19 protein-coding genes and 1 pseudogene are annotated in these 21,233 nt (G+C 46.7%); all 20 read right to left on the bottom strand.

The genetic code is table 11. The features are described from left to right. Window positions 1-2: 2 nt before the first annotated feature. Window positions 3-830, bottom strand: a complete 828-nt coding sequence (rpsC, locus tag FD963_RS00335) for a 30S ribosomal protein S3 (RefSeq protein WP_072582068.1) — start codon at window positions 828-830, stop codon at window positions 3-5. Window positions 831-838: 8 nt separating this feature from the next. Further along, window positions 839-1,171 carry a 50S ribosomal protein L22 gene (rplV, locus tag FD963_RS00330; protein WP_215363714.1) on the bottom strand — a complete coding sequence of 111 codons (333 nt, stop codon included), beginning with the start codon at window positions 1,169-1,171 and terminating at the stop codon, window positions 839-841. Between the two features lie 7 nt (window positions 1,172-1,178). Next, window positions 1,179-1,457: a 30S ribosomal protein S19 gene (gene rpsS / locus FD963_RS00325; protein ID WP_046329379.1), complete on the bottom strand. Its 279-nt coding sequence runs from the start codon at window positions 1,455-1,457 to the stop codon at window positions 1,179-1,181. A 19-nt stretch (window positions 1,458-1,476) separates the two neighbouring features. Further along, window positions 1,477-2,307, bottom strand: a complete 831-nt coding sequence (gene rplB, locus FD963_RS00320) for a 50S ribosomal protein L2 (protein ID WP_215362450.1) — start codon at window positions 2,305-2,307, stop codon at window positions 1,477-1,479. A 2-nt stretch (window positions 2,308-2,309) separates the two neighbouring features. After that, entirely contained in the window at window positions 2,310-2,624 is a 315-nt protein-coding gene (rplW, locus tag FD963_RS00315) for a 50S ribosomal protein L23 (RefSeq protein WP_215362449.1), read from the bottom strand. Next, window positions 2,621-3,241, bottom strand: coding sequence for a 50S ribosomal protein L4 (gene rplD, locus FD963_RS00310; RefSeq protein WP_011901901.1), 621 nt, complete (start codon window positions 3,239-3,241; stop codon window positions 2,621-2,623). The genes rplW and rplD overlap by 4 nt, the downstream gene beginning before the upstream one ends. An 11-nt stretch (window positions 3,242-3,252) precedes the next feature. After that, window positions 3,253-3,909 carry a 50S ribosomal protein L3 gene (gene rplC / locus FD963_RS00305; protein ID WP_072582122.1) on the bottom strand — a complete coding sequence of 219 codons (657 nt, stop codon included), beginning with the start codon at window positions 3,907-3,909 and terminating at the stop codon, window positions 3,253-3,255. A gap of 197 nt (window positions 3,910-4,106) precedes the next feature. Next, entirely contained in the window at window positions 4,107-4,418 is a 312-nt protein-coding gene (gene rpsJ / locus FD963_RS00300; protein ID WP_011901899.1) for a 30S ribosomal protein S10, read from the bottom strand. Between the two features lie 133 nt (window positions 4,419-4,551). Then, window positions 4,552-5,742, bottom strand: a complete 1,191-nt coding sequence (gene tuf, locus FD963_RS00295) for an elongation factor Tu (RefSeq protein ID WP_215321266.1) — start codon at window positions 5,740-5,742, stop codon at window positions 4,552-4,554. A 50-nt stretch (window positions 5,743-5,792) separates the two neighbouring features. After that, window positions 5,793-7,895, bottom strand: a complete 2,103-nt coding sequence (gene fusA, locus FD963_RS00290; RefSeq protein WP_072582064.1) for an elongation factor G — start codon at window positions 7,893-7,895, stop codon at window positions 5,793-5,795. 27 nt (window positions 7,896-7,922) lie between these two features. Continuing rightward, window positions 7,923-8,393, bottom strand: a complete 471-nt coding sequence (gene rpsG, locus FD963_RS00285; RefSeq protein WP_011901897.1) for a 30S ribosomal protein S7 — start codon at window positions 8,391-8,393, stop codon at window positions 7,923-7,925. Window positions 8,394-8,554: 161 nt separating this feature from the next. After that, a complete protein-coding gene (gene rpsL / locus FD963_RS00280) occupies window positions 8,555-8,935 on the bottom strand; it encodes a 30S ribosomal protein S12 (protein ID WP_072582063.1) in 381 nt (126 codons plus the stop codon). A 177-nt stretch (window positions 8,936-9,112) separates the two neighbouring features. After that, on the bottom strand, window positions 9,113-13,375 hold the full coding sequence (gene rpoC / locus FD963_RS00275; RefSeq protein ID WP_215362448.1) for a DNA-directed RNA polymerase subunit beta': 4,263 nt from the start codon (window positions 13,373-13,375) through the stop codon (window positions 9,113-9,115). Window position 13,376: 1 nt separating this feature from the next. Further along, window positions 13,377-17,477 carry a DNA-directed RNA polymerase subunit beta gene (gene rpoB / locus FD963_RS00270; protein WP_215362447.1) on the bottom strand — a complete coding sequence of 1,367 codons (4,101 nt, stop codon included), beginning with the start codon at window positions 17,475-17,477 and terminating at the stop codon, window positions 13,377-13,379. A 227-nt stretch (window positions 17,478-17,704) separates the two neighbouring features. Beyond that, a complete protein-coding gene (gene rplL / locus FD963_RS00265) occupies window positions 17,705-18,079 on the bottom strand; it encodes a 50S ribosomal protein L7/L12 (protein WP_173941805.1) in 375 nt (124 codons plus the stop codon). Window positions 18,080-18,241: 162 nt separating this feature from the next. Continuing rightward, window positions 18,242-18,754 (bottom strand): annotated as a pseudogene (gene rplJ / locus FD963_RS00260) (50S ribosomal protein L10); the annotation flags it as partial. Window positions 18,755-18,990: 236 nt separating this feature from the next. Then, entirely contained in the window at window positions 18,991-19,692 is a 702-nt protein-coding gene (rplA, locus tag FD963_RS00255) for a 50S ribosomal protein L1 (protein ID WP_215321269.1), read from the bottom strand. A 2-nt stretch (window positions 19,693-19,694) separates the two neighbouring features. Then, window positions 19,695-20,126 (bottom strand): 50S ribosomal protein L11, encoded by a 432-nt coding sequence (rplK, locus tag FD963_RS00250; protein WP_068320088.1) that lies wholly within the window; start codon window positions 20,124-20,126, stop codon window positions 19,695-19,697. A 148-nt stretch (window positions 20,127-20,274) separates the two neighbouring features. Continuing rightward, window positions 20,275-20,847 carry a transcription termination/antitermination protein NusG gene (gene nusG / locus FD963_RS00245; protein WP_215358826.1) on the bottom strand — a complete coding sequence of 191 codons (573 nt, stop codon included), beginning with the start codon at window positions 20,845-20,847 and terminating at the stop codon, window positions 20,275-20,277. A 7-nt stretch (window positions 20,848-20,854) separates the two neighbouring features. Further along, on the bottom strand, window positions 20,855-21,232 hold the full coding sequence (gene secE / locus FD963_RS00240; RefSeq protein WP_215362445.1) for a preprotein translocase subunit SecE: 378 nt from the start codon (window positions 21,230-21,232) through the stop codon (window positions 20,855-20,857). Window position 21,233: the final 1 nt, after the last annotated feature.

The following is a 21,233-nucleotide window of genomic DNA, read 5'->3' as shown; positions in this document are numbered from 1 at the left end:
GCTTACTCTCCTGACTTCTGCGTATCTGCGGCTGGTGTTTCAACCTTACGCACACGCTTTACTGCTGGTTTAGCAGCAACTAATGGCTTGTCTGTGCCAGCAGCTGGTTTACGAGCGGCTGTCTTGCTTGGAGCACGACGAGTTTTCTTTTCTTCGGCAGCTGGTTCAGCAGATGGAGCAGCTACTTGAGCTTCTGCACCACGACCCAATGTGTCGCCTTTGTATACCCAAACTTTTACACCGATGATGCCGTATGTAGTTTCAGCTTCGGAAGTTGCGTAATCGATATCCGCCTTCAATGTATGAAGTGGAACGCGACCTTCACGGTACCATTCACGACGAGCAATCTCAGCACCATTCAAACGACCTGATGACATGATCTTGATGCCTTGTGCGCCAAGGCGCATTGCATTTTGCATTGCACGCTTCATTGCACGACGGAACATGATACGTTTTTCGAGCTGCTGAGTAATTGAATCAGCAATTAATTGCGCATCAACTTCTGGCTTACGAATTTCTTCAATGTTTACATGGACTGGAACACCCATACGCTTTTGTAATTCGCGGCGGAGTACTTCAATATCTTCGCCTTTTTTGCCAATTACAACGCCTGGACGTGAGCTATAGATAGTAATGCGAGCATTCTTTGCAGGACGCTCAATCACAACCTTACTTACGGATGCATTCTTCAACTTCTTCTTGAGATAGATGCGGACATCTACGTCCTCTTTCAACATCTTCGCGAAGTCAGTATTGTTTGCATACCAACGTGATGTCCAATTCTTCGTTACCGCGAGTCGGAATCCGGTTGGGTTTATCTTTTGTCCCATATCTTTCCTTAGTTACTCAAGGTCACGGTAATGTGACATGTTTGTTTTTCAATTTGATTGCCACGACCCTTAGCGCGTGCTGTGAAGCGCTTCAAGGAAGTACCTTTATCAACAATAATTGCTGATACCTTGAGCTCATCAATATCAGCACCTTTATTGTGTTCAGCATTGGCCACTGCAGACTCAACTACTTTTTTCACAATGAAGGCAGCTTTCTTGGGGCTGAAATTCAAAATGTTTAATGCGCGAGCAATCGGCAAACCACGAATTTGGTCTGCGACCAAACGTGTCTTTTGCGCAGAAATGCGGGCGCTCTTGTGAATAGCTTTAACTTCCATCATCATCCCCTTACTTCTTCGTTACTTTCTTGTCAGCAGCGTGACCTTTGAAAGTACGGGTCAAGGCAAATTCGCCTAACTTATGACCCACCATGTTTTCTGATACATATACCGGAACGTGTTGACGACCGTTATGCACAGCAATCGTAAGACCAATAAAGTCTGGGAGGATTGTTGAACGGCGTGACCATGTCTTGATCGGTTTTTTGTCTTTGTTGGCTTGTGCGACTTCAACTTTATTTACTAAGCTGGCTTCGCAAAATGGGCCTTTTTTAGCTGAACGTGTCATATCTATTTATCCTTATCGCTTAACGTTTTTGACGACGTTGAACGATCATCGAAGTTGTACGCTTATTGCGACGTGTACGATAACCTTTGGTTGGCGTGCCCCATGGGGATACAGGTACACGGCCTTCGCCAGTTCTACCTTCACCACCACCGTGCGGGTGATCTACTGGGTTCATTGCCACACCGCGAACGGTTGGGCGAATACCACGCCAGCGATTTGCACCAGCTTTACCGATAACACGCAAGCTGTGCTCTTCGTTGCCAACTTCACCAATAGTGGCGCGGCAATCAATCAGAACACGACGCACTTCGCCTGAGCGCAAACGCACCTGAGCGTATACACCTTCACGAGCTAGTAACACTGCTGAACCACCAGCGGAACGGGCTACTTGAGCACCCTTACCTGGCATGATTTCTACACAGTGAATTGTGCTACCTACAGGAATATTGCGAATTGGCAAGTTGTTACCAGACTTGATTGGGGCTTCAGAGCCGCTCATCAATGCCTGACCAACAGTCATACCTTTTGCAGCAAGAATGTAGCGACGCTCACCATCAGCAAACACGATCAATGCAATATTTGCACTGCGGTTTGGATCGTATTCCAAGCGCTCAACTTTTGCAGGAATACCATCTTTATCGTTGCGTTTGAAATCAACAACACGATAGTGATGCTTATGACCACCACCCTTATGACGGGTAGTGATGTGACCATTATTGTTACGACCCGCTTTTTGGAATTGTGGCTCTACCAACGCTGCAAAAGGTTTACCTTTATGCAGGTCAGGATTTACCACCTTGACCATTGAGCGACGACCTGGTGAGGTCGGTTTTGTCTTCATCAAAGGCATGATTAATTCGCCTCCGCTTCAAAGTTAATTTCTTGGCCTGGCTTCAAATTCACATAGGCCTTCTTGGTGTGGTCACGACGACCCTCAAAACGACCATAGCGCTTAGGCTTGCCTTTTTGATTCACGATCTGAACAGAGTCAACTTGCACTTTGAAGAGCAATTCAACCGCTTGTTTTACATCGAGCTTGTTTGCGTCGCGAGCTACTTGGAAAACTACTTGTTCATTTTTCTCTGCAACCATAGTGGCTTTTTCAGAGATAACCGGTCCAAGCAGAACCCTCATTAGGTTGTGATCGTTTTTACGGACTTGGCTCATTTCAGCAACTCCTCAATTTTTGCGATCGCAGCTTTGCTTACCAATACTTTTTTGTATTGAACCAAAGCTAATGGATCAGCGTGCTGTGGCTCACATACAGCAACCTTGTGCAAGTTACGTGATGCCAAGTACAAATTCTCACTAACCTGATCAACAATAATCAAGACCGAATCCAAGCCCATTGCTTTAACTTTGTCAGCTAAAACTTTAGTCTTTGGAGCGTCAAGAGAAAATTGATCAACAACATTCAAACGACCTTCGCGTGCTAACTGAGACAAAATAGATCTCATACCAGCGCGGTACATTTTCTTGTTTACTTTTTGGCTGAAATTCTCTTCTGGAGAATTCGGGAATATACGGCCGCCTCCACGCCACAGCGGGGAAGAGCTCATACCAGCACGTGCACGACCAGTACCTTTTTGACGCCAAGGTTTCTTAGTTGTGTGCTTAACTTGCTCACGGTCTTTTTGTGCACGGTTACCGCTACGTGCATTTGCTTGGTAAGCCACTACAACTTGGTGTACCAATGCTTCGTTATATTCACGTTCGAATACTTCTGGTGAAGCCTGTACGCCTGCACCTAAAGTACCGTTGTCTTGGAGAAGCTTAAGTTCCATATTCGCTCTCCTTATTTCTTCTTCAACGGTGTTTTAACCGCTGGAGTAACAATAACTTTACCGCCTGGGGCACCTGGAATAGCGCCTTTAACCATGATCAGATTACGTTCTGAATCAATGCGTGCGATGACTAAATTTTGAACTGTACGTGTAACGTCACCCAAGTGACCGGTCATACGCTTACCAGGGAAAACGCGACCTGGATCTTGCGCCATACCGATAGAGCCTGGTACGTTATGTGAACGTGAGTTACCGTGGGATGCGCGACCAGAAGCGAAGTGATAACGCTTGATGGTACCTGCGTAGCCCTTACCGATAGACACACCTTGTACGTCCACTTTTTGACCAGCAGTAAATGCAGTGTCAGCAGGAATTACTTGTCCTGGCGTCATTTCTGCAATTTTTGCTGCGTCTAATTGGAATTCGTTGAGGCCGTTACCTGCCATCACACCAGCTTTGGCGAAGTGACCAGCCATTGCTTTAGTAACGCGAGTAGCTCTACGTGTGCCATGTGCTAACTGGATAGCATCATAGCCATCAGTTGCCTGGGTCTTGATTTGAGCGATTCTGTTGTCGCTCACGTCAATTACGGTCACAGGGATTGAATCCCCTTCGTCCGTAAATAGACGGGTCATGCCGACCTTGCGGCCGATTAAGCCTAAGCTCATATTCATGCTCCACGCCGACTTCGATTGGTCGGCAAAATTAATTTAAGTGATTTACAAGTAAAAGTACTTCTAAATCAATAACTTACAACGTTTTTAGTGCTGATAAAACTAAGATTTTCGCTCAAATAATTGAGCGAAGCCTTAGATTCTATCCCGAAAAACCAGTCTTGACAAGCAAAAAGACTGGAAAATACAAATTACTGCAACTTAATTTCGACATCCACACCTGCTGGGAGGTCTAATTTCATTAAAGCATCTACAGTTTTCTCTGTAGGATCAACGATATCCATCAAACGGAGATGGGTACGGATCTCTAACTGATCACGAGATGTCTTGTTCACGTGTGGTGAACGCAAGATATCAAAGCGCTCGATACGGGTTGGCAAAGGTACTGGACCCTTAACAACTGCACCAGTGCGCTTAGCTGTATCAACGATTTCAGCTGCTGACTGGTCGATCAAACGGTAATCAAATGCTTTAAGACGAATACGAATTTTTTGGTTTTGCATATTAATTCCAAAGAGCGTTGTGGTGCTGCCACGTTATACATCTAAAGAGCTCGGTGACATCAGCAGCACTGATGTCACCGGTTAGCAAACCGCTAAATATTATTTACTTCTACTACCTGAATCTATTTATTACTTAAGCCAAAATCTTTGCAACCACGCCGGCGCCAACAGTACGGCCACCTTCACGGATCGCAAAACGTAAACCTTCTTCCATCGCGATTGGAGCGATGAGTTTTACGGTAATCGAAACGTTATCACCAGGCATGACCATTTCTTTGTCTTTTGGCAACTCGATTGAACCAGTTACGTCCGTAGTGCGGAAGTAAAACTGTGGACGATAGTTGTTAAAGAATGGAGTATGACGACCACCTTCGTCTTTACCCAAGATGTAAACCTCGGCTGTAAAGTGAGTATGTGGGGTGATTGAACCTGGCTTAGCCAATACTTGGCCGCGCTCAACTTCTTCACGTTTTGTACCGCGTAACAAGATACCAACGTTATCGCCTGCTTGACCTTGGTCGAGCAATTTGCGGAACATTTCAACACCAGTACATGTTGTCTTGAGTGTTGGCTTGATACCGATAATTTCGATCTCTTCACCAACCTTAACAATACCGCGCTCGATACGACCAGTCACAACAGTACCGCGACCGGAGATAGAGAACACGTCTTCTACTGGCATCAAGAACGCGCCGTCAACAGCACGCTCTGGAGTAGGAATAAAGGTATCCAAAGCTTCAGCCAATTTCATGATGGCTTCTTTACCCAATGGGCCTTCGTCGCCTTCAAGGGCTAACTTAGCAGAACCACGAATGATTGGTGTGTCATCGCCAGGGAATTTGTACTTAGATAAAAGCTCACGAACTTCCATTTCTACGAGCTCTAACAACTCTTCGTCATCAACCATGTCGCACTTGTTCAGGAACACGATGATGTAAGGAACGCCCACTTGGCGTGCCAAGAGGATGTGTTCACGAGTTTGTGGCATTGGGCCGTCAGCAGCAGAGCAAACTAAAATTGCGCCATCCATCTGAGCAGCACCAGTAATCATGTTCTTAACGTAGTCAGCATGTCCTGGGCAATCCACGTGTGCGTAGTGACGGTTTGCTGTCTCGTACTCAACGTGTGCAGTATTAATCGTAATACCACGTGCTTTTTCTTCTGGAGCAGCATCGATCTGATCGTATGCTTTAGCTTCGCCACCGAATGCTTTAGAAAGCACGGTTGCAATTGCCGCTGTCAATGTGGTTTTACCGTGGTCAACGTGACCGATGGTGCCTACGTTTACGTGCGGTTTTGTCCGCTCGAATTTTTCTTTTGCCATTTTTGTCTGCCTTCTTTAGCTAGTCAATATTCAAAATTAATGTGGATAAATTACTTCGCTTTAGCAGCCATAACTGCTTCAGCAACGTTCTTAGGTGCTTCGGAATAATGCTTAAATTCCATGGTGTAGGTAGCGCGACCTTGGGTCAACGAGCGCAAGCCAGTTGAGTAACCAAACATCTCTGCCAACGGCACTTCAGCGCGAACAATCTTACCGCCGCCTGGAATGTCATCCATACCTTGCAAAATACCGCGACGGGATGAGAGATCACCCATTACGTTACCCATGAAATCTTCTGGTGTTTCTACTTCAACAGCCATCATCGGCTCAAGTAACACTGGCGCTGCTTTACGCATACCGTCCTTGAAAGCCATTGAGCCTGCCATCTTAAATGCGTTTTCGTTAGAGTCAACGTCATGGTATGAACCGAAGAACAATGTTGCCTTGATATCAACAACTGGATAACCAGCCAAAATACCGGAGTTCAATGTTTCGCGAATTCCTTTTTCTACTGCAGGGATGTATTCACGTGGAACCACACCGCCCTTAATAGCGTCAATGAATTCAAAACCTTTGCCTGGCTCTTGTGGCTCAAGCTTCAATACTACGTGACCGTATTGACCACGACCGCCAGACTGCTTAACAAACTTACCTTCGATTTCTTCGCAAACCTTGCGAATAGTTTCGCGATAGGCAACTTGCGGCTTACCAACAGTTGCCTCAACGCCAAACTCACGACGCATACGGTCAACCAAAATTTCCAAATGGAGCTCGCCCATTCCAGAAATAATCGTTTGACCAGATTCTTCATCTGTCTTAACGCGGAATGATGGATCTTCTTGTGCCAAGCGATTCAAAGCAAGACCCATTTTTTCTTGGTCTGGCTTTGTCTTAGGCTCTACAGCCTGTGAGATCACTGGCTCTGGGAACACCATGCGCTCCAAAATAACGATGCTATCTGGGTCACACAATGTTTCGCCAGTAGTCGCGTCTTTCAGACCAACTGCAGCAGCAATATCGCCTGCGTACACTTCTTTAATTTCTTCACGTTGGTTTGCATGCATTTGCAATAAACGGCCAACACGTTCTTTCTTACCCTTGATTGGGTTGTAGATAGTGTCGCCAGACTTCATTACGCCTGAATAAACGCGGAAGAAAATGAGCTGGCCAACGAATGGGTCAGTCATGATCTTAAATGCCAATGCAGAGAATTTCTCAGCATCGTCAGCTTTACGTGTTGTTGGTGTGCCGTCTTCCAATTCACAAGGAACTGGTGGGACATCTAGTGGAGATGGCAACAACTCAACCACCGCATCCAACATCGCCTGAACGCCTTTATTTTTGAAAGCAGTTCCGCACATCATTGGAATGATTTCATTAGCAATCGTACGTTGACGCAATGCTTTTTTGATTTCTTCTTCGGTTAACTCTTCGCCACCGAGATACTTCTCCATCAATTCTTCAGAACTTTCAGCAGCGGCTTCAACCATCTTTTCGCGCCACTCATCTGCAGATGCCTTTAATTCAGCAGGAATCTCTTCGTAGCTAAATTTAGTACCCTGAGAAGCCTCGTCCCAATAGATGGCCTTCATTTTGACCAAGTCCACAACGCCCTTGAAGTTTTCTTCAGCGCCAATAGGAATCTGGATCAAGATAGGATTTGCTTTGAGACGCAACTTCATCTGGTCATAGACCTTGAAGAAATTCGCACCGGTGCGGTCCATCTTGTTTACGAAAGCCAAACGTGGAACTTGATACTTGTTCGCTTGACGCCAAACAGTTTCAGATTGTGGCTGAACACCACCTACCGCACAGTAAACCATGCAAGCACCATCCAACACGCGCATTGAACGCTCAACTTCAATTGTGAAGTCTACGTGTCCCGGGGTATCAATAATATTGATACGGTGCTCTGGAAAATTACCAGCCATACCCTTCCAGAACGTTGTAGTAGCAGCAGAAGTAATCGTGATACCACGCTCTTGCTCTTGCTCCATCCAGTCCATGGTTGCAGCGCCATCATGTACTTCACCGATCTTATGGTTTACGCCGGTGTAGAACAAAACGCGTTCTGTAGTTGTTGTCTTGCCTGCGTCAATGTGCGCAGAGATACCAATATTGCGATATCTGTCGATGGGGGTTTTACGTGCCACTGTTGGTGCCTTTTCTTTACTATTTGATTAGAAGCGGAAATGTGAGAAAGCTTTGTTAGCTTCTGCCATACGGTGAACTTCTTCACGCTTCTTCATTGCTCCGCCGCGACCTTCAGCGGCTTCTAATAATTCGTTGGCCAAACGTTGAGCCATGGATTTCTCACCGCGCTTTTTAGCAGCTTCGCGCACCCAGCGCATTGCCAAAGCAGAACGGCGTGATGGGCGAACTTCAACAGGAACCTGGTAGTTGGCGCCACCAACACGACGGCTCTTCACCTCAACCATTGGCTTAACGTTGCCCATAGCTGTTGAGAAAATTTCGAGCGGTTCTTTGTTTGCTTTTTTCTCGATGTGATCAAAGGCACCGTAAACGATACGCTCTGCAACCGATTTCTTGCCGTCCAACATGAGGACGTTCATGAATTTAGCTACTTCTACATTTCCGAATTTTGGATCCGGCAAAATTTCCCGTTTGGGAACTTCACGACGACGTGGCATAACTACTCCTTCAGTTCAGTTAGGGGCGACCCACATGGATCACCCGCTCCGGTTGCCCTACTATCTAAGAAGATTCTTAGACGGAACAACCACTTACTTGTCTTTTAAGTCTGACAAACGAAGACTTACTACAAATACTTCAGCAAAAATCTATTTAAAGATTAAGCAGATTTCTTAGCGCGCTTAGCACCGTACTTGGAACGTGACTGCTTACGGTCTTTAACACCCTGCAAGTCAAGTGAGCCACGAACGATGTGGTAACGAACACCTGGCAAATCCTTTACACGACCACCACGGATTAACACTACTGAGTGTTCCTGGAGGTTATGGCCTTCACCACCAATGTATGAAATAACTTCAAAACCATTGGTTAAGCGAACTTTGGCTACTTTACGAAGCGCAGAGTTAGGCTTTTTAGGAGTAGTGGTGTACACACGTGTACAAACACCACGGCGCTGCGGACTGTTTTCCAGTGCAGGGCTCTTGCTTTTAACGATCAGCCTGGATCTTGGCTTACGTATTAATTGATTAATTGTTGGCATAAAATAGCTCGGTTAGTACTTCTTTGTTGCTTTCTTCAAGAAAATCAATGACTTAGAGAATATCTAGGTCAAAAAGACCCTCTTCTGAATCAGTAGAACTCAGCATTCTAGCTTGGCCAGCCTTTTCCGTCAACCAAATGGGGAAAAAACTGGCCATTTCTGGCCAGAATTACCAAATTAGCTCGGATCAGCCTCCCCAGCAGGAGCAACGACTTCAGCCTCTATTTCTACAGGCATATTGGCCATTGCCTCCTCTTCGGCGGCAATCATTTGAGCGCGATCACGCTCGAATTGCTCTCTGACCTTGCGTGCACGGCGATAAGACAAGCCGGTACCAGCAGGGATCAGACGACCAATAATGACGTTTTCCTTGAGGCCACGGAGTGTATCGGTCTTGCCCATAATTGCGGCTTCGGTCAATACACGGGTGGTTTCTTGGAAAGAAGCCGCTGAAATGAAGCTATCCGTCGACAAGGATGCCTTAGTAATACCCAACAGCACGTTTTCGAACTGAGCTGGGCGCTTACCTGCAGCAATCACTAAATCGTTAGCGTCATACAGTTTTGAACGCTCAACTTGCTCACCAGTGATGTAAGCGGTATCGCCGCCATCAGTGATCTGTACACGACGCAACATTTGACGCACGATCACTTCAATGTGCTTGTCGTTAATCTTCACGCCTTGCAAACGGTAAACGTCTTGAACTTCATCAACGATGTAGATCGCCAACTCTTCAATACCCCTGAGAGTCAAGATGTCATGTGGATCAGCAGGGCCTTCCACAATCATCTCGCCCTTGTTCACAACTTGACCGTCATGAACGAGAACTTGCTTCTCTTTAGGAATCAAGAATTCATTAGCTTCACCGTCCATATCGGTAATCACCAAACGTTGTTTACCTTTGGTTTCTTTACCGAAGGAAACTGTTCCAGTAACTTTCGCCAAGACAGCTGCATCTTTAGGTGAACGCGCTTCGAACAATTCTGCAACGCGTGGCAAACCACCGGTAATGTCGCGAGTCTTCTGTGATTCGATCGGAATACGCGCCAATACTTCACCAACTTCGACCTTCTGACCATCCTTAACAGTAATCAGAGCGCCTACTTGGAGGCCAATGTTTACTGGGTGATCAGTACCAGCGATCATAACTTCGTTACCCTTGTCATCAACCAAGTTGATCATTGGGCGAACGCCTTTGCTTGCAGCAGAGCGACGTTTGCCATCAATCACCACCAAAGTGGAAAGACCAGTAACTTCGTCAACCTGCTTAGCAACAGTTACGCCTTCTTCAACGTTGTCGAAACGAGCGATACCAGCGTACTCAGAAATAATTGGACGTGTTAATGGATCCCAAGTCGCCAAGCTTGCGCCAGCCTTAACTGCCGCATCTTCTTTCAACAAGAGAGTTGCACCATAAGGTACTTTATGACGCTCGCGCTCACGACCATTCTCATCAACGATCAAGGCTTCGCCAGAACGTGAAATCACGATCTGCTCACCCTTCGCGTTCTTCACAACACGCATCGTGCCAGAGAACTTCAAAGCACCGTTAGATTTGGCTTCAATATTGCTTGCAACCAACGCACGTGACGCTGCACCACCAATGTGGAAGGTACGCATAGTTAACTGTGTGCCTGGCTCACCGATGGATTGAGCAGCGATCACGCCTACTGCTTCACCAACGTTCACCAAACCACCGCGACCTAGATCACGTCCGTAGCACTTCGCACACAAGCCGAAGCGAGTTAAGCAAGACAATACTGTGCGAACTTTAACTTCGTCGATACCCAGCGCAACGATTTGGTCAACATGATCTTCGTCAAGCAAGGTGTCGTTAGGAACGATGACTTCTTGTGTGTCAGGATGAACAATGTCACCGATACATACACGACCCAAAATACGGTCACGCAATGCTTCGATAATTTCGCCGCCCTCAACCAGCGCCTTCATGGTTACACCATTAGTTGCGCCGCAATCATCTTCAATCACCACGAGATCTTGAGTAACGTCGCATAAACGACGTGTCAAGTAACCAGAGTTCGCTGTCTTCAGTGCTGTATCGGCCAGGCCTTTACGAGCACCGTGGGTTGAAATGAAGTACTGCAATACGTTCAAGCCTTCACGGAAGTTCGCAGTAATTGGGGTTTCAATGATGGAGCCATCAGGCTTAGCCATCAAACCACGCATACCAGCTAACTGACGAATCTGCGCTGCAGATCCACGTGCACCAGAATCCGCCATCATGTAGATAGAGTTAAAGGATTCTTGACGAACAGTCTTACCGTTACGGTCGAGTACGTCAACGTGTGACAACTCGTCCATCATCGCCTTACCAACTTGGTCGCCTGCGGCACCCCAAATATCAACCACGTTGTTATAACGCTCTTGATTGGTTACGAGACCTGACATGAATTGCTTGTCATACTCTTTAACCTTGGCAGAAGCCTCAGTGATGATGCGCTCTTTCGAGGTTGGGATCAGCATATCGTCGATCGCAACTGAGATACCAGCATTGGTTGCCAAGCGGAAACCGGACTGCAAGAGGCGGTCAGCAAAAATCACCGTTTCACGCAAACCGCACTTGCGGAATGATGTGTTGATCAAACGCGAGATTTCTTTTTTCTTCAAAGGCTTGTTAATTTCCTCGAAAGACATGCCTTTAGGCAAAATCTCAGACAAGATTGCACGGCCAACTGATGTTTGATAGATCTTGGTTTTTTCAGCAAAACGGGCATCGCCCTCAGCCTTCTTGTCAACGATCTCAAACTCAGTAATGCGGACAGCAACACGAGAAGCCAATTCAACTTGACCCGCTTCGTATGCACGCACTACTTCAGTAATATTGGCGAAAACCATGCCTTCGCCCTTACCGTTGATCTTGTCACGTGTAGCGTAGTACAGACCCAACACCACGTCCTGTGAAGGAACGATCGATGGCTCGCCGTTAGCTGGGAACAATACGTTGTTCGAAGCCAACATCAATGTACGCGCTTCCATTTGCGCTTCGAGCGACAAAGGAACGTGAACCGCCATTTGGTCACCGTCAAAGTCCGCGTTAAATGCCGCGCAAACTAATGGGTGCAATTGGATTGCTTTACCTTCAATCAACATTGGCTCGAAAGCCTGAATGCCAAGGCGGTGCAATGTAGGCGCACGGTTCAACATGATTGGGTGCTCACGAATTACTTCTTCGAGAATGTCCCAAACGATTGGAGTCTGGCTTTCAACTTCTTTCTTCGCAGCCTTAATCGTGGTTGCAATTCCTAAAGTCTCAAGCTTGTTGAAAATAAATGGCTTGAATAATTCCAAGGCCATCAATTTTGGTAAGCCGCACTGATGCAATTTCAATGTAGGGCCAACAACGATGACTGAACGACCAGAGTAGTCAACACGTTTACCCAACAAGTTTTGACGGAAACGACCGCTCTTACCTTTAATCATCTCAGCCAAGGACTTGAGAGGACGCTTGTTAGCGCCAGTCATAGCCTTACCGCGACGACCGTTGTCGAGCAATGAGTCAACCGCTTCTTGCAACATCCGTTTTTCGTTACGAACGATGATCTCTGGTGCGCGCAACTCTAACAAACGCTTCAAACGGTTGTTACGGTTGATCACACGACGATAGAGGTCGTTCAAATCAGAGGTAGCAAAGCGACCGCCATCCAATGGCACCAATGGGCGCAATTCAGGTGGCAATACTGGCAATACTTCCATGATCATCCAGTCAGGCTTGATACCTGAAGTCTGGAACGCCTCGAGCACTTTTAAGCGCTTAGCGTATTTCTTGATCTTGGCATCGCTACCGGTAGCTTTTAAATCAGCACGAATAGTCTCTACTTCACGATCGATATCAATCGAACGCAAGAGATCACGAATACCTTCAGCGCCCATGATGGCAGTAAACGCACCGTCACCATACTCTTCAGTCTTGGCAATGTATTCATCTTCAGACATGATCTGACCGCGCTTCATTGCGCCTTCAGGAGTCATGCCAGGATCAACCACTACATATGCTTCAAAGTAGAGAACGCGCTCGATATCACGCAATGTCATATCGAGAACCATACCCAAACGGGATGGCAGGGACTTCAAGAACCAGATGTGCGCTACAGGGGCTGCCAACTCAATGTGGCCCATACGCTCACGACGTACCTTAGCGAGAGTAACTTCAACACCGCACTTCTCACAGATAACGCCACGGAACTTTAAGCGCTTGTACTTGCCGCATAAGCACTCGTAGTCTTTGGTTGGTCCAAAAATCTTGGCGCAGAACAAACCATCACGCTCGGGCTTAAAAGTCCGGTAGTTGATGGTTTCTGGTTTGCGTACTTCACCAAAAGACCATGAGCGAATTTTCTCAGGAGATGCGAGACCAATTTTGATGACATCAAACTGCTCTTCGCCCTGCGTTTGCTTAAATAAATCGAGCAATGCTTTCATATCAGTTGCGCTCCATGTCAATGTCAATACCCAACGAACGGATTTCTTTTACCAGCACGTTGAAGGATTCGGGCATGCCAGCATCAATTGTGTGCTCGCCCTTGACGATGTTTTCATAAACCTTGGTACGGCCTGCGACGTCATCGGACTTCACTGTCAGCATTTCCTGCAAGACATATGAAGCACCGTATGCTTCGAGGGCCCAGACTTCCATCTCACCAAAGCGCTGACCACCGAACTGAGCTTTACCGCCCAATGGCTGTTGCGTTACTAAAGAGTATGGTCCGGTTGAACGCGCGTGCATCTTGTCGTCGACCAAATGGTGGAGTTTCAAGACGTGCATTACGCCAACTGTTACTGGACGCTCGAATTGATCGCCAGTACGGCCGTCGCACAAAATCATTTGCTGACGCGAAGGAGTCATCTTCAAAGATTTAGCAACATCTTCTGGATACGCCAACTCGAGCATGCGTCCGATTTCAGCTTCAGTGGCACCGTCAAACACTGGGGTTGCAAATGGCAAGCCTTGGCGGAGATTCTCAGCCAAAACAGTGATCTGCTCATCAGTGAAGTTGTCGATGTCTTCAACACGACCTGTTTCGTTATAAAGCTGCTTGAAGAACTTACGCAATTCAGTTTGCTTAGCATGCTCACGAACCATCTCATCGATACGCTTACCAATACCTTGAGCAGCCCAACCTAAGTGGGTTTCCAAGATTTGACCAACGTTCATACGCGAAGGAACACCTAATGGGTTCAAGACGATGTCAACAGGGCGTCCGTCAGCCATAAATGGCATGTCTTCAGCTGGAGCGATTTTAGAAACCACACCTTTGTTACCGTGACGACCGGCCATCTTGTCACCAGGCTGCAAGCGACGCTTAACAGCTAAGTACACCTTAACCATCTTGGTTACGCCAGGTTGTAAATCATCGCCCTGGGTAAGTTTGGTGCGCTTCTCTTCAAAAGCTTCGTCAAACTGTTTACGTTTCGCCTCAATAGAAGACTTGATTGCTTCAACTTGTGAGGCAACTTCGTCGTCTGCTGGACGAACATCGAACCAATGGTATTTGTCCAAATCAGCAAGGTATTCCTTGTCGATCTTGGTGCCTTTAGCTAATTTCTTAGGACCGCCGTTGGCAACTTTGCCAATCAACAACTTTTCTAAACGCATGAAGGCATCACCCTCAACAATACGCAACTGGTCGTTCAAGTCCAAACGATAGCGTTGTAATTCTTCTTGGATGATTGACTGTGCACGTGCATCACGCTCAATACCTTCACGGGTGAAGACCTGAACATCAATAACAGTACCAATCATTCCTGAGGGAACGCGTAAAGAAGTATCTTTAACATCAGATGCTTTTTCACCGAAGATCGCACGGAGGAGCTTCTCTTCAGGAGTGAGAGTAGTCTCGCCCTTTGGAGTTACCTTACCAACCAATACGTCGCCAGCTTCAACTTCAGCACCGATGTAAACAATACCGCTTTCATCCAAGCGGGAGAGTTGTGACTCTGCCAAATTGGAGATATCGCGAGTAATTTCTTCTGAACCAAGCTTGGTATCACGCGCAACCACTGACAACTCTTCAATATGAATAGAGGTGTAGCGGTCGTCAGCAACAACCTTCTCAGAGATCAAGATTGAATCTTCGAAGTTGTAACCGTTCCATGGCATAAATGCCACAGTCATGTTTTGACCCAAGGCCAACTCACCCAAATCGGTAGATGCGCCGTCAGCAACTACGTCGCCGCGGACAACACGATCACCAGCCTGAACGATTGGACGTTGGTTGATATTGGTATTTTGGTTTGAACGGGTGTACTTGATGAGGTTATAAATATCCACACCAACTTCACCAGCAGCCGTCTCATCATCGTTTACACGAATCACGACACGGTTAGCATCAACATAATCAACGATACCGCCGCGGGACGCCAAAATAACAGTGCCAGAGTCAACCGCAACAATACGCTCTAAACCCGTACCAACCAATGGCTTGTCTGGACGTAAGCAAGGAACTGCTTGACGCTGCATGTTCGCACCCATCAACGCACGGTTCGCATCATCGTGCTCTAAGAATGGAACGAGTGAAGCAGCAGCAGAAACGATCTGGCTAGGAGCAACGTCGATGAAATCGATGCGCTCTGGGCTAACCATCATGGTCTCACCAGCTTGACGAGCAGAAACCAATTCGTCGGCCAACTTACCGCTCTTGTCGATTGTTGCATTTGCCTGAGCAATCACATACTTTGCTTCTTCGATTGCAGAGAGGTAAACCACTTCATCGCTTACCTTGCTATTGGAAACTTTACGGTATGGGGTTTCTAAGAAACCGTGCTCATTCAAGCGCGCAAATAACGCGAGTGAGTTGATCAAACCAATGTTTGGTCCTTCTGGAGTTTCGATTGGGCAAACACGTCCGTAGTGGGTTGGATGCACGTCGCGCACTTCAAAGCCTGCGCGCTCGCGGGTCAAGCCACCAGGTCCCAATGCAGAAATACGACGCTTGTGCGTGATCTCTGAAAGTGGGTTGGTTTGGTCCATAAACTGGGACAACTGTGAAGAGCCGAAGAACTCACGAATCGCAGAAGAGATTGGCTTGCTGTTAATCAAGTCATGCGGCATGAGGTTTTCTGTTTCGGCTTGGCCGAGACGTTCTTTAACCGCACGCTCAACACGTGACAAACCAGCACGGAATTGGTTTTCAGCCAATTCGCCAACGCAACGTACACGACGATTACCTAAGTGATCGATATCGTCTACTTCGCCTTTGCCGTTACGCAAATCTACGAGGGACTTAATAGTGTCGAGAATATCTTCATTCGACAGAACCATTGGGCCTTCCATTTCTGGACGGTTCAAACGGCTGTTGACCTTCATACGGCCAACACGAGATAAGTCGTAGGTATCTTCGTTGTAGAACAAACGTTGGAACAAGGCCTCAACAGCATCTTCTGTTGGAGGCTCACCAGGACGCATCATGCGGTAGATGGCGATACGAGCAGCCATTTGATCCGCAGTTTCATCAGTACGCAATGTCTGTGAAATGTATGCGCCAGAATCCAAATCATTGGTGTAGATGGTTTCTAATTGCTTGATGCCTGCATCGCGCAATGTAGCCAATACTTCTTCAGTAATTTCATCATTAGCGTAAGCCAAGATTTCACCAGAATCTGGATCAACAATATTGCGTGCAACTACACGACCAATTAAATAGTCATCTGGTACAGCGATTGTTTTTGTCTTAGCAGCTTCGAGTTCGCGGATATGCTTTGCATTGATACGCTTGTCTTTTTGAATGACCACAACGCCATTCTTATCGAGCACATCAAAGCTAGCCAACTGACCACGCAAACGCTCTGGCACAAATTCCATTGAACCGCCGTTAGCAGTCAATGAGAAATGGTCGAAGTTGAAGAAGTTAGCAAGAATCTGTTCGTTGTTTAAACCAATTGCTTTAAGCAAAATGGTGACAGGCATCTTACGACGACGGTCAACGCGGAAATAGAGAATGTCTTTTGGATCAAACTCGAAATCGAGCCATGAACCACGGTAAGGAATGATGCGTGCTGAGAACAGCAACTTACCTGAGCTATGTGTCTTGCCCTTATCGTGTTCGAAGAACACGCCTGGGGAACGATGCAACTGAGAAACGATAACGCGCTCAGTGCCATTGATCACAAAAGAGCCGTTTTCTGTCATGAGTGGAATTTCACCCATGTAGACTTCGCTCTCTTTTACCTCTTTAACCTTAGTAGGCGCTTCGCGATCATAAATAATCAAGCGAACTTTTGCGCGTAAAGCAGAGTGGTATGTGTAACCACGTTGTTGACATTCTTTAACGTCAAACGGTGGCTGTGATAACTGGTAAGACACGTATTCCATACGTGCATAGCCGTTGTTAGACACAATTGGGAATGCTGATGTAAAGGCAGCTTGAAGTCCCTCAGTAAGACGAGACATTGCTGGCTTTTCAGCCTGTAAAAATTTAGCGTAGGATTCCAGCTGCGTTGCGATCAGGTACGGAACCTGGTGGTTGTTTACTCGCTTAGCAAAGCTTTTACGGACTCGCTTGCGTTCGGTGAAGCTATAGTTCATTTCATCTCCGAATTCAGCGACTGTACAAAGATTTGGCGATTGGCCACTACCAATCACTGGCGGACAACACTAAATCGTTTCGATCCAGTGTCCGACCAAACTTGCATTCTGCAGTCGTATCAGAAGGCAAACCCGATTTCAATCACAAATGAAATCGGGTTTGACCACTAATGGTCAAACCCAACAGGGCTAACACTCCTTTTTGAGAAGCGCTAGCTAAGTTTTTATTACTTGATTTCTGACTTAGCGCCTGCTTCGTCAAGCTTTTTCTTAGCTTCTTCAGCTGTCTTCTTATCAACAGCTTCTTTGATTGGCTTTGGTGCGCCATCAACTAAGTCTTTAGCTTCTTTGAGGCCAAGACCAGTAATTTCGCGAACTGCCTTAATTACTGAAACCTTGTTTGCGCCAGCTTCGAGCAAGTTAACGGTAAATTCTGTTTGCTCTTCAGCAGCAGCGCCGCCAGCTGCACCAGCAGGACCAGCAACAGCCATCGCTGCAGCTGAAACGCCAAACTTCTCTTCGAACGCCTTAACCAAGTCGTTCAAATCCATAACGGACATGCTACCTACTGCATCAATGATTTCTTCTTTAGTAATCGCCATTTTTAGCTCCTAATACTTAAATAGTTAATCTGTCGCTTATTCAGCGGCAGGGGTTTCGTTTGCTTCTGTTCCGGCTTCTGGGGCTGCGGCTGCAGGCTCAGCACTTGCTTCTGGAGCTGCGGCTTCAGCTACTACTTCTGCTGGAGCTGCTGCTTCAACTACGGGTGCTGCAACAGGAGCGGGTGCTCCCTCTGCCTTTTGTGCTGCTACTGCGCCCAATACGCGAGCCATAGCAGAAACTGGGGCCAACATGACACCCAACAACTGAGATAACAACTCGTCGCGGCTTGGAATAGACGCAAGGGATTTCACGCCAGCTACGTCCAACAACTTGCCGTTATATAAGCCAGCAGTAATGACTAGCTTGTCTTGAGTCTTGGCAAAGTTCTGCAATACTTTTGCCGAAGCAATCGGATCAGCAGAGATGCCGTAGATCAAGGGGCCAACCATCGAATCAGCAAGAGGCTCAAACTGTGTGCCTTGTGCAGCACGGCGTGCCAATGTGTTCTTCAAAACGCGAAGATATACACCTTGGTCACGTGCGCTAGCACGTAGCTTTGTCAACTGCTCTACTGGAATACCACGGTATTCAGCGAGCACGACAGTTTGGGCTCCAGCCAATTGAGCGCCGACATCAGCAACAATCGCTTTTTTGTCTTGTACATTCAAAGGCACGGTTTAACTCCATAAAAACCAACTGTTTCCAGTTGGGGTTACACACCAGCGTCTGATCATTTGTTCACAAAGTTCTTGTGAAAATCTTTTCAGGGTCGCCATCTGCGCTGGCTATTACTTTCGTAACGATTAAGAATTAACTCTGTATTAGCAACTAATTCACCAACGGTCTTTGATGTTCGACTCTCGCTCAAAGAGCGGGAGTCGACCCAAAGTTCTTTTTTGTTACAGGCTAATTAAGCTGCTGCCTGTAACGATGCTTGGTCTACGCGTACGCCGGCACCCATGGTGCTGCTTACGGCAACCTTCTTTAAATAAATGCCCTTAGATGCAGGTGGCTTCGCTTTATTCAAAGCCTCGAGCAATGCGAGCAAGTTCGACTTCAATGCAGTTGGTTCGAATGAACGACGACCAATGCTTGCGTGCACGATACCGGCTTTGTCCACACGGAACTGAACTTGACCAGCTTTTGCATTCTTAACTGCAGTAGCAACGTCAGGAGTCACTGTTCCAACTTTTGGATTCGGCATCAAACCACGTGGGCCCAATACCTGACCTAAAGTACCAACAATTTTCATTGTGTCTGGAGATGCGATCAAAATATCGAAATCGATTTTGCCGCCTTTAATTTGTTCAGCAAGCTCTTCCATGCCGACGATTTCTGCACCAGCAGCTTTAGCTTGTTCAGCCTTCTCGCCTTGTGCAAAAACAGCAACGCGAACATGCTTACCTGTACCAGCTGGGAGCACTACTGCGCCACGCACAACTTGGTCAGATTTCTTAGCATCAATACCCAACTGAACTGCAACATCGATAGACTCATCAAACTTAGCAGTTGCACACTCTTTAACGAGGTTCAATGCATCGTCTAATGAATAAAACTTGTTGCTATCAACTTTAGATTGAATTGCTTTAACGCGTTTAGATAATTTAGTCATGATTAGAGACCTTCCACAGTGATGCCCATGGAACGGGCGCTACCAGCGATTGTTCTAACAGCCGCATCCATATCAGCTGCTGTCAAATCTGGCATTTTTGCTTTAGCGATTTCTTCCGCTTGAGCACGAGTAATTGAACCCACTTTATCGGTATGAGGACGTGGTGATCCTTTTTCAATCTTCGCAGCCTTCTTAATCATGATGGTTGCTGGTGGAGTCTTCATAATGAATGTGAAGCTCTTATCAGCGAACGCTGTAATCACGACTGGAATTGGCAGGCCAGGCTCCATGCTCTGAGTTTGAGCATTGAACGCCTTACAGAATTCCATAATGTTAAGACCGCGTTGACCCAATGCTGGACCTACGGGTGGTGATGGATTTGCTTTACCTGCAGGGATCTGCAGCTTAATAAAGCCAATAATCTTCTTTGCCATGTGTTGCTCCTTAAAGCGCGCCTAACCTCATTAGGGAAGACCGCTGTTGAGTAAACGCTTCGCTAGTTTTTGGCTTTCTAGCTCCGCTCCTCGGTTATTACTAACCACTTAACTGCCTACTACTTAAACCAGGACTAAGTCCTTGTTTTTACATCTTTTCTACCTGACCGAACTCCAGTTCAACTGGGGTACCGCGGCCAAAAATTGTAACAGAAACGCGCAATCTTGACTTCTCATAGTTGACTTCTTCGATATTTCCGTTGAAATCAACAAATGGGCCTTCTTTAACTCGCACGATCTCGCCAACCTCAAATAAGGTCTTAGGCTTCGGCTTATCTACCCCAGCCTGCATTTGATCCATGATTTTGGCTACTTCAGCCGTAGAAATAGGGCTTGGACGATTACGAACGCCGCCTACGAAACCAGTCACTTTTGGCGTGTTTTTCACTAAATGCCAGCTCTCGTCGGTCATTTCCATCTCGATCAGGACATATCCTGGGAAGAAACGGCGCTCAGAAACTGACTTGGTGCCGGACTTGATCTCCACAACCTCTTCGGAGGGGACCAAAATACGGCCAAATTTCTCAGGCATTCCAGAGCGAGCAATACGCTCTTCAAGGCCTCTTTTCACGCTTTTTTCCATTCCGGAATAAGCATGAATGACATACCAGCGCATATTGCCGGTAGCTTGTGGATTAGTAGCTACTTCAGAATCAATCATTTTTTACTCACTTCCAGCCCAAAAAGACTGAAAAAACTAGCCATTCAATCAATTTGTCTGCAATCCATAAAAATAAGGACATGATCAGAACAAAGCCAAATACGACTAGAGTCATTTGGGTGGTCTCTTTACGAGTTGGCCAAACAACCTTTTTTACTTCATACCAAGAATCTTTTGCGTAGGCAATAAAGCGACGCCCATCGGGTGAAATGGCCACAATTAAAACTGCAGCAGCAATACCGCCAAACAAAACAGCGAGACGAATCAACATAGATTGATCTACCAGCGTGTAGTACAAGACTAACGCCGCAACAACGATTAAAGCAGCGAGTCCAGAGACCCAGCCGCTTTTTTCTTCAGTATGACTTGCTGTTTGATGAGACATT

The organism is Polynucleobacter sp. JS-JIR-II-50 (genome assembly GCF_018687895.1).
In the GTDB taxonomy this organism is placed as follows: Bacteria; Pseudomonadota; Gammaproteobacteria; order Burkholderiales; family Burkholderiaceae; genus Polynucleobacter.
This window is presented reverse-complemented; position numbering and strand designations above follow the sequence as displayed.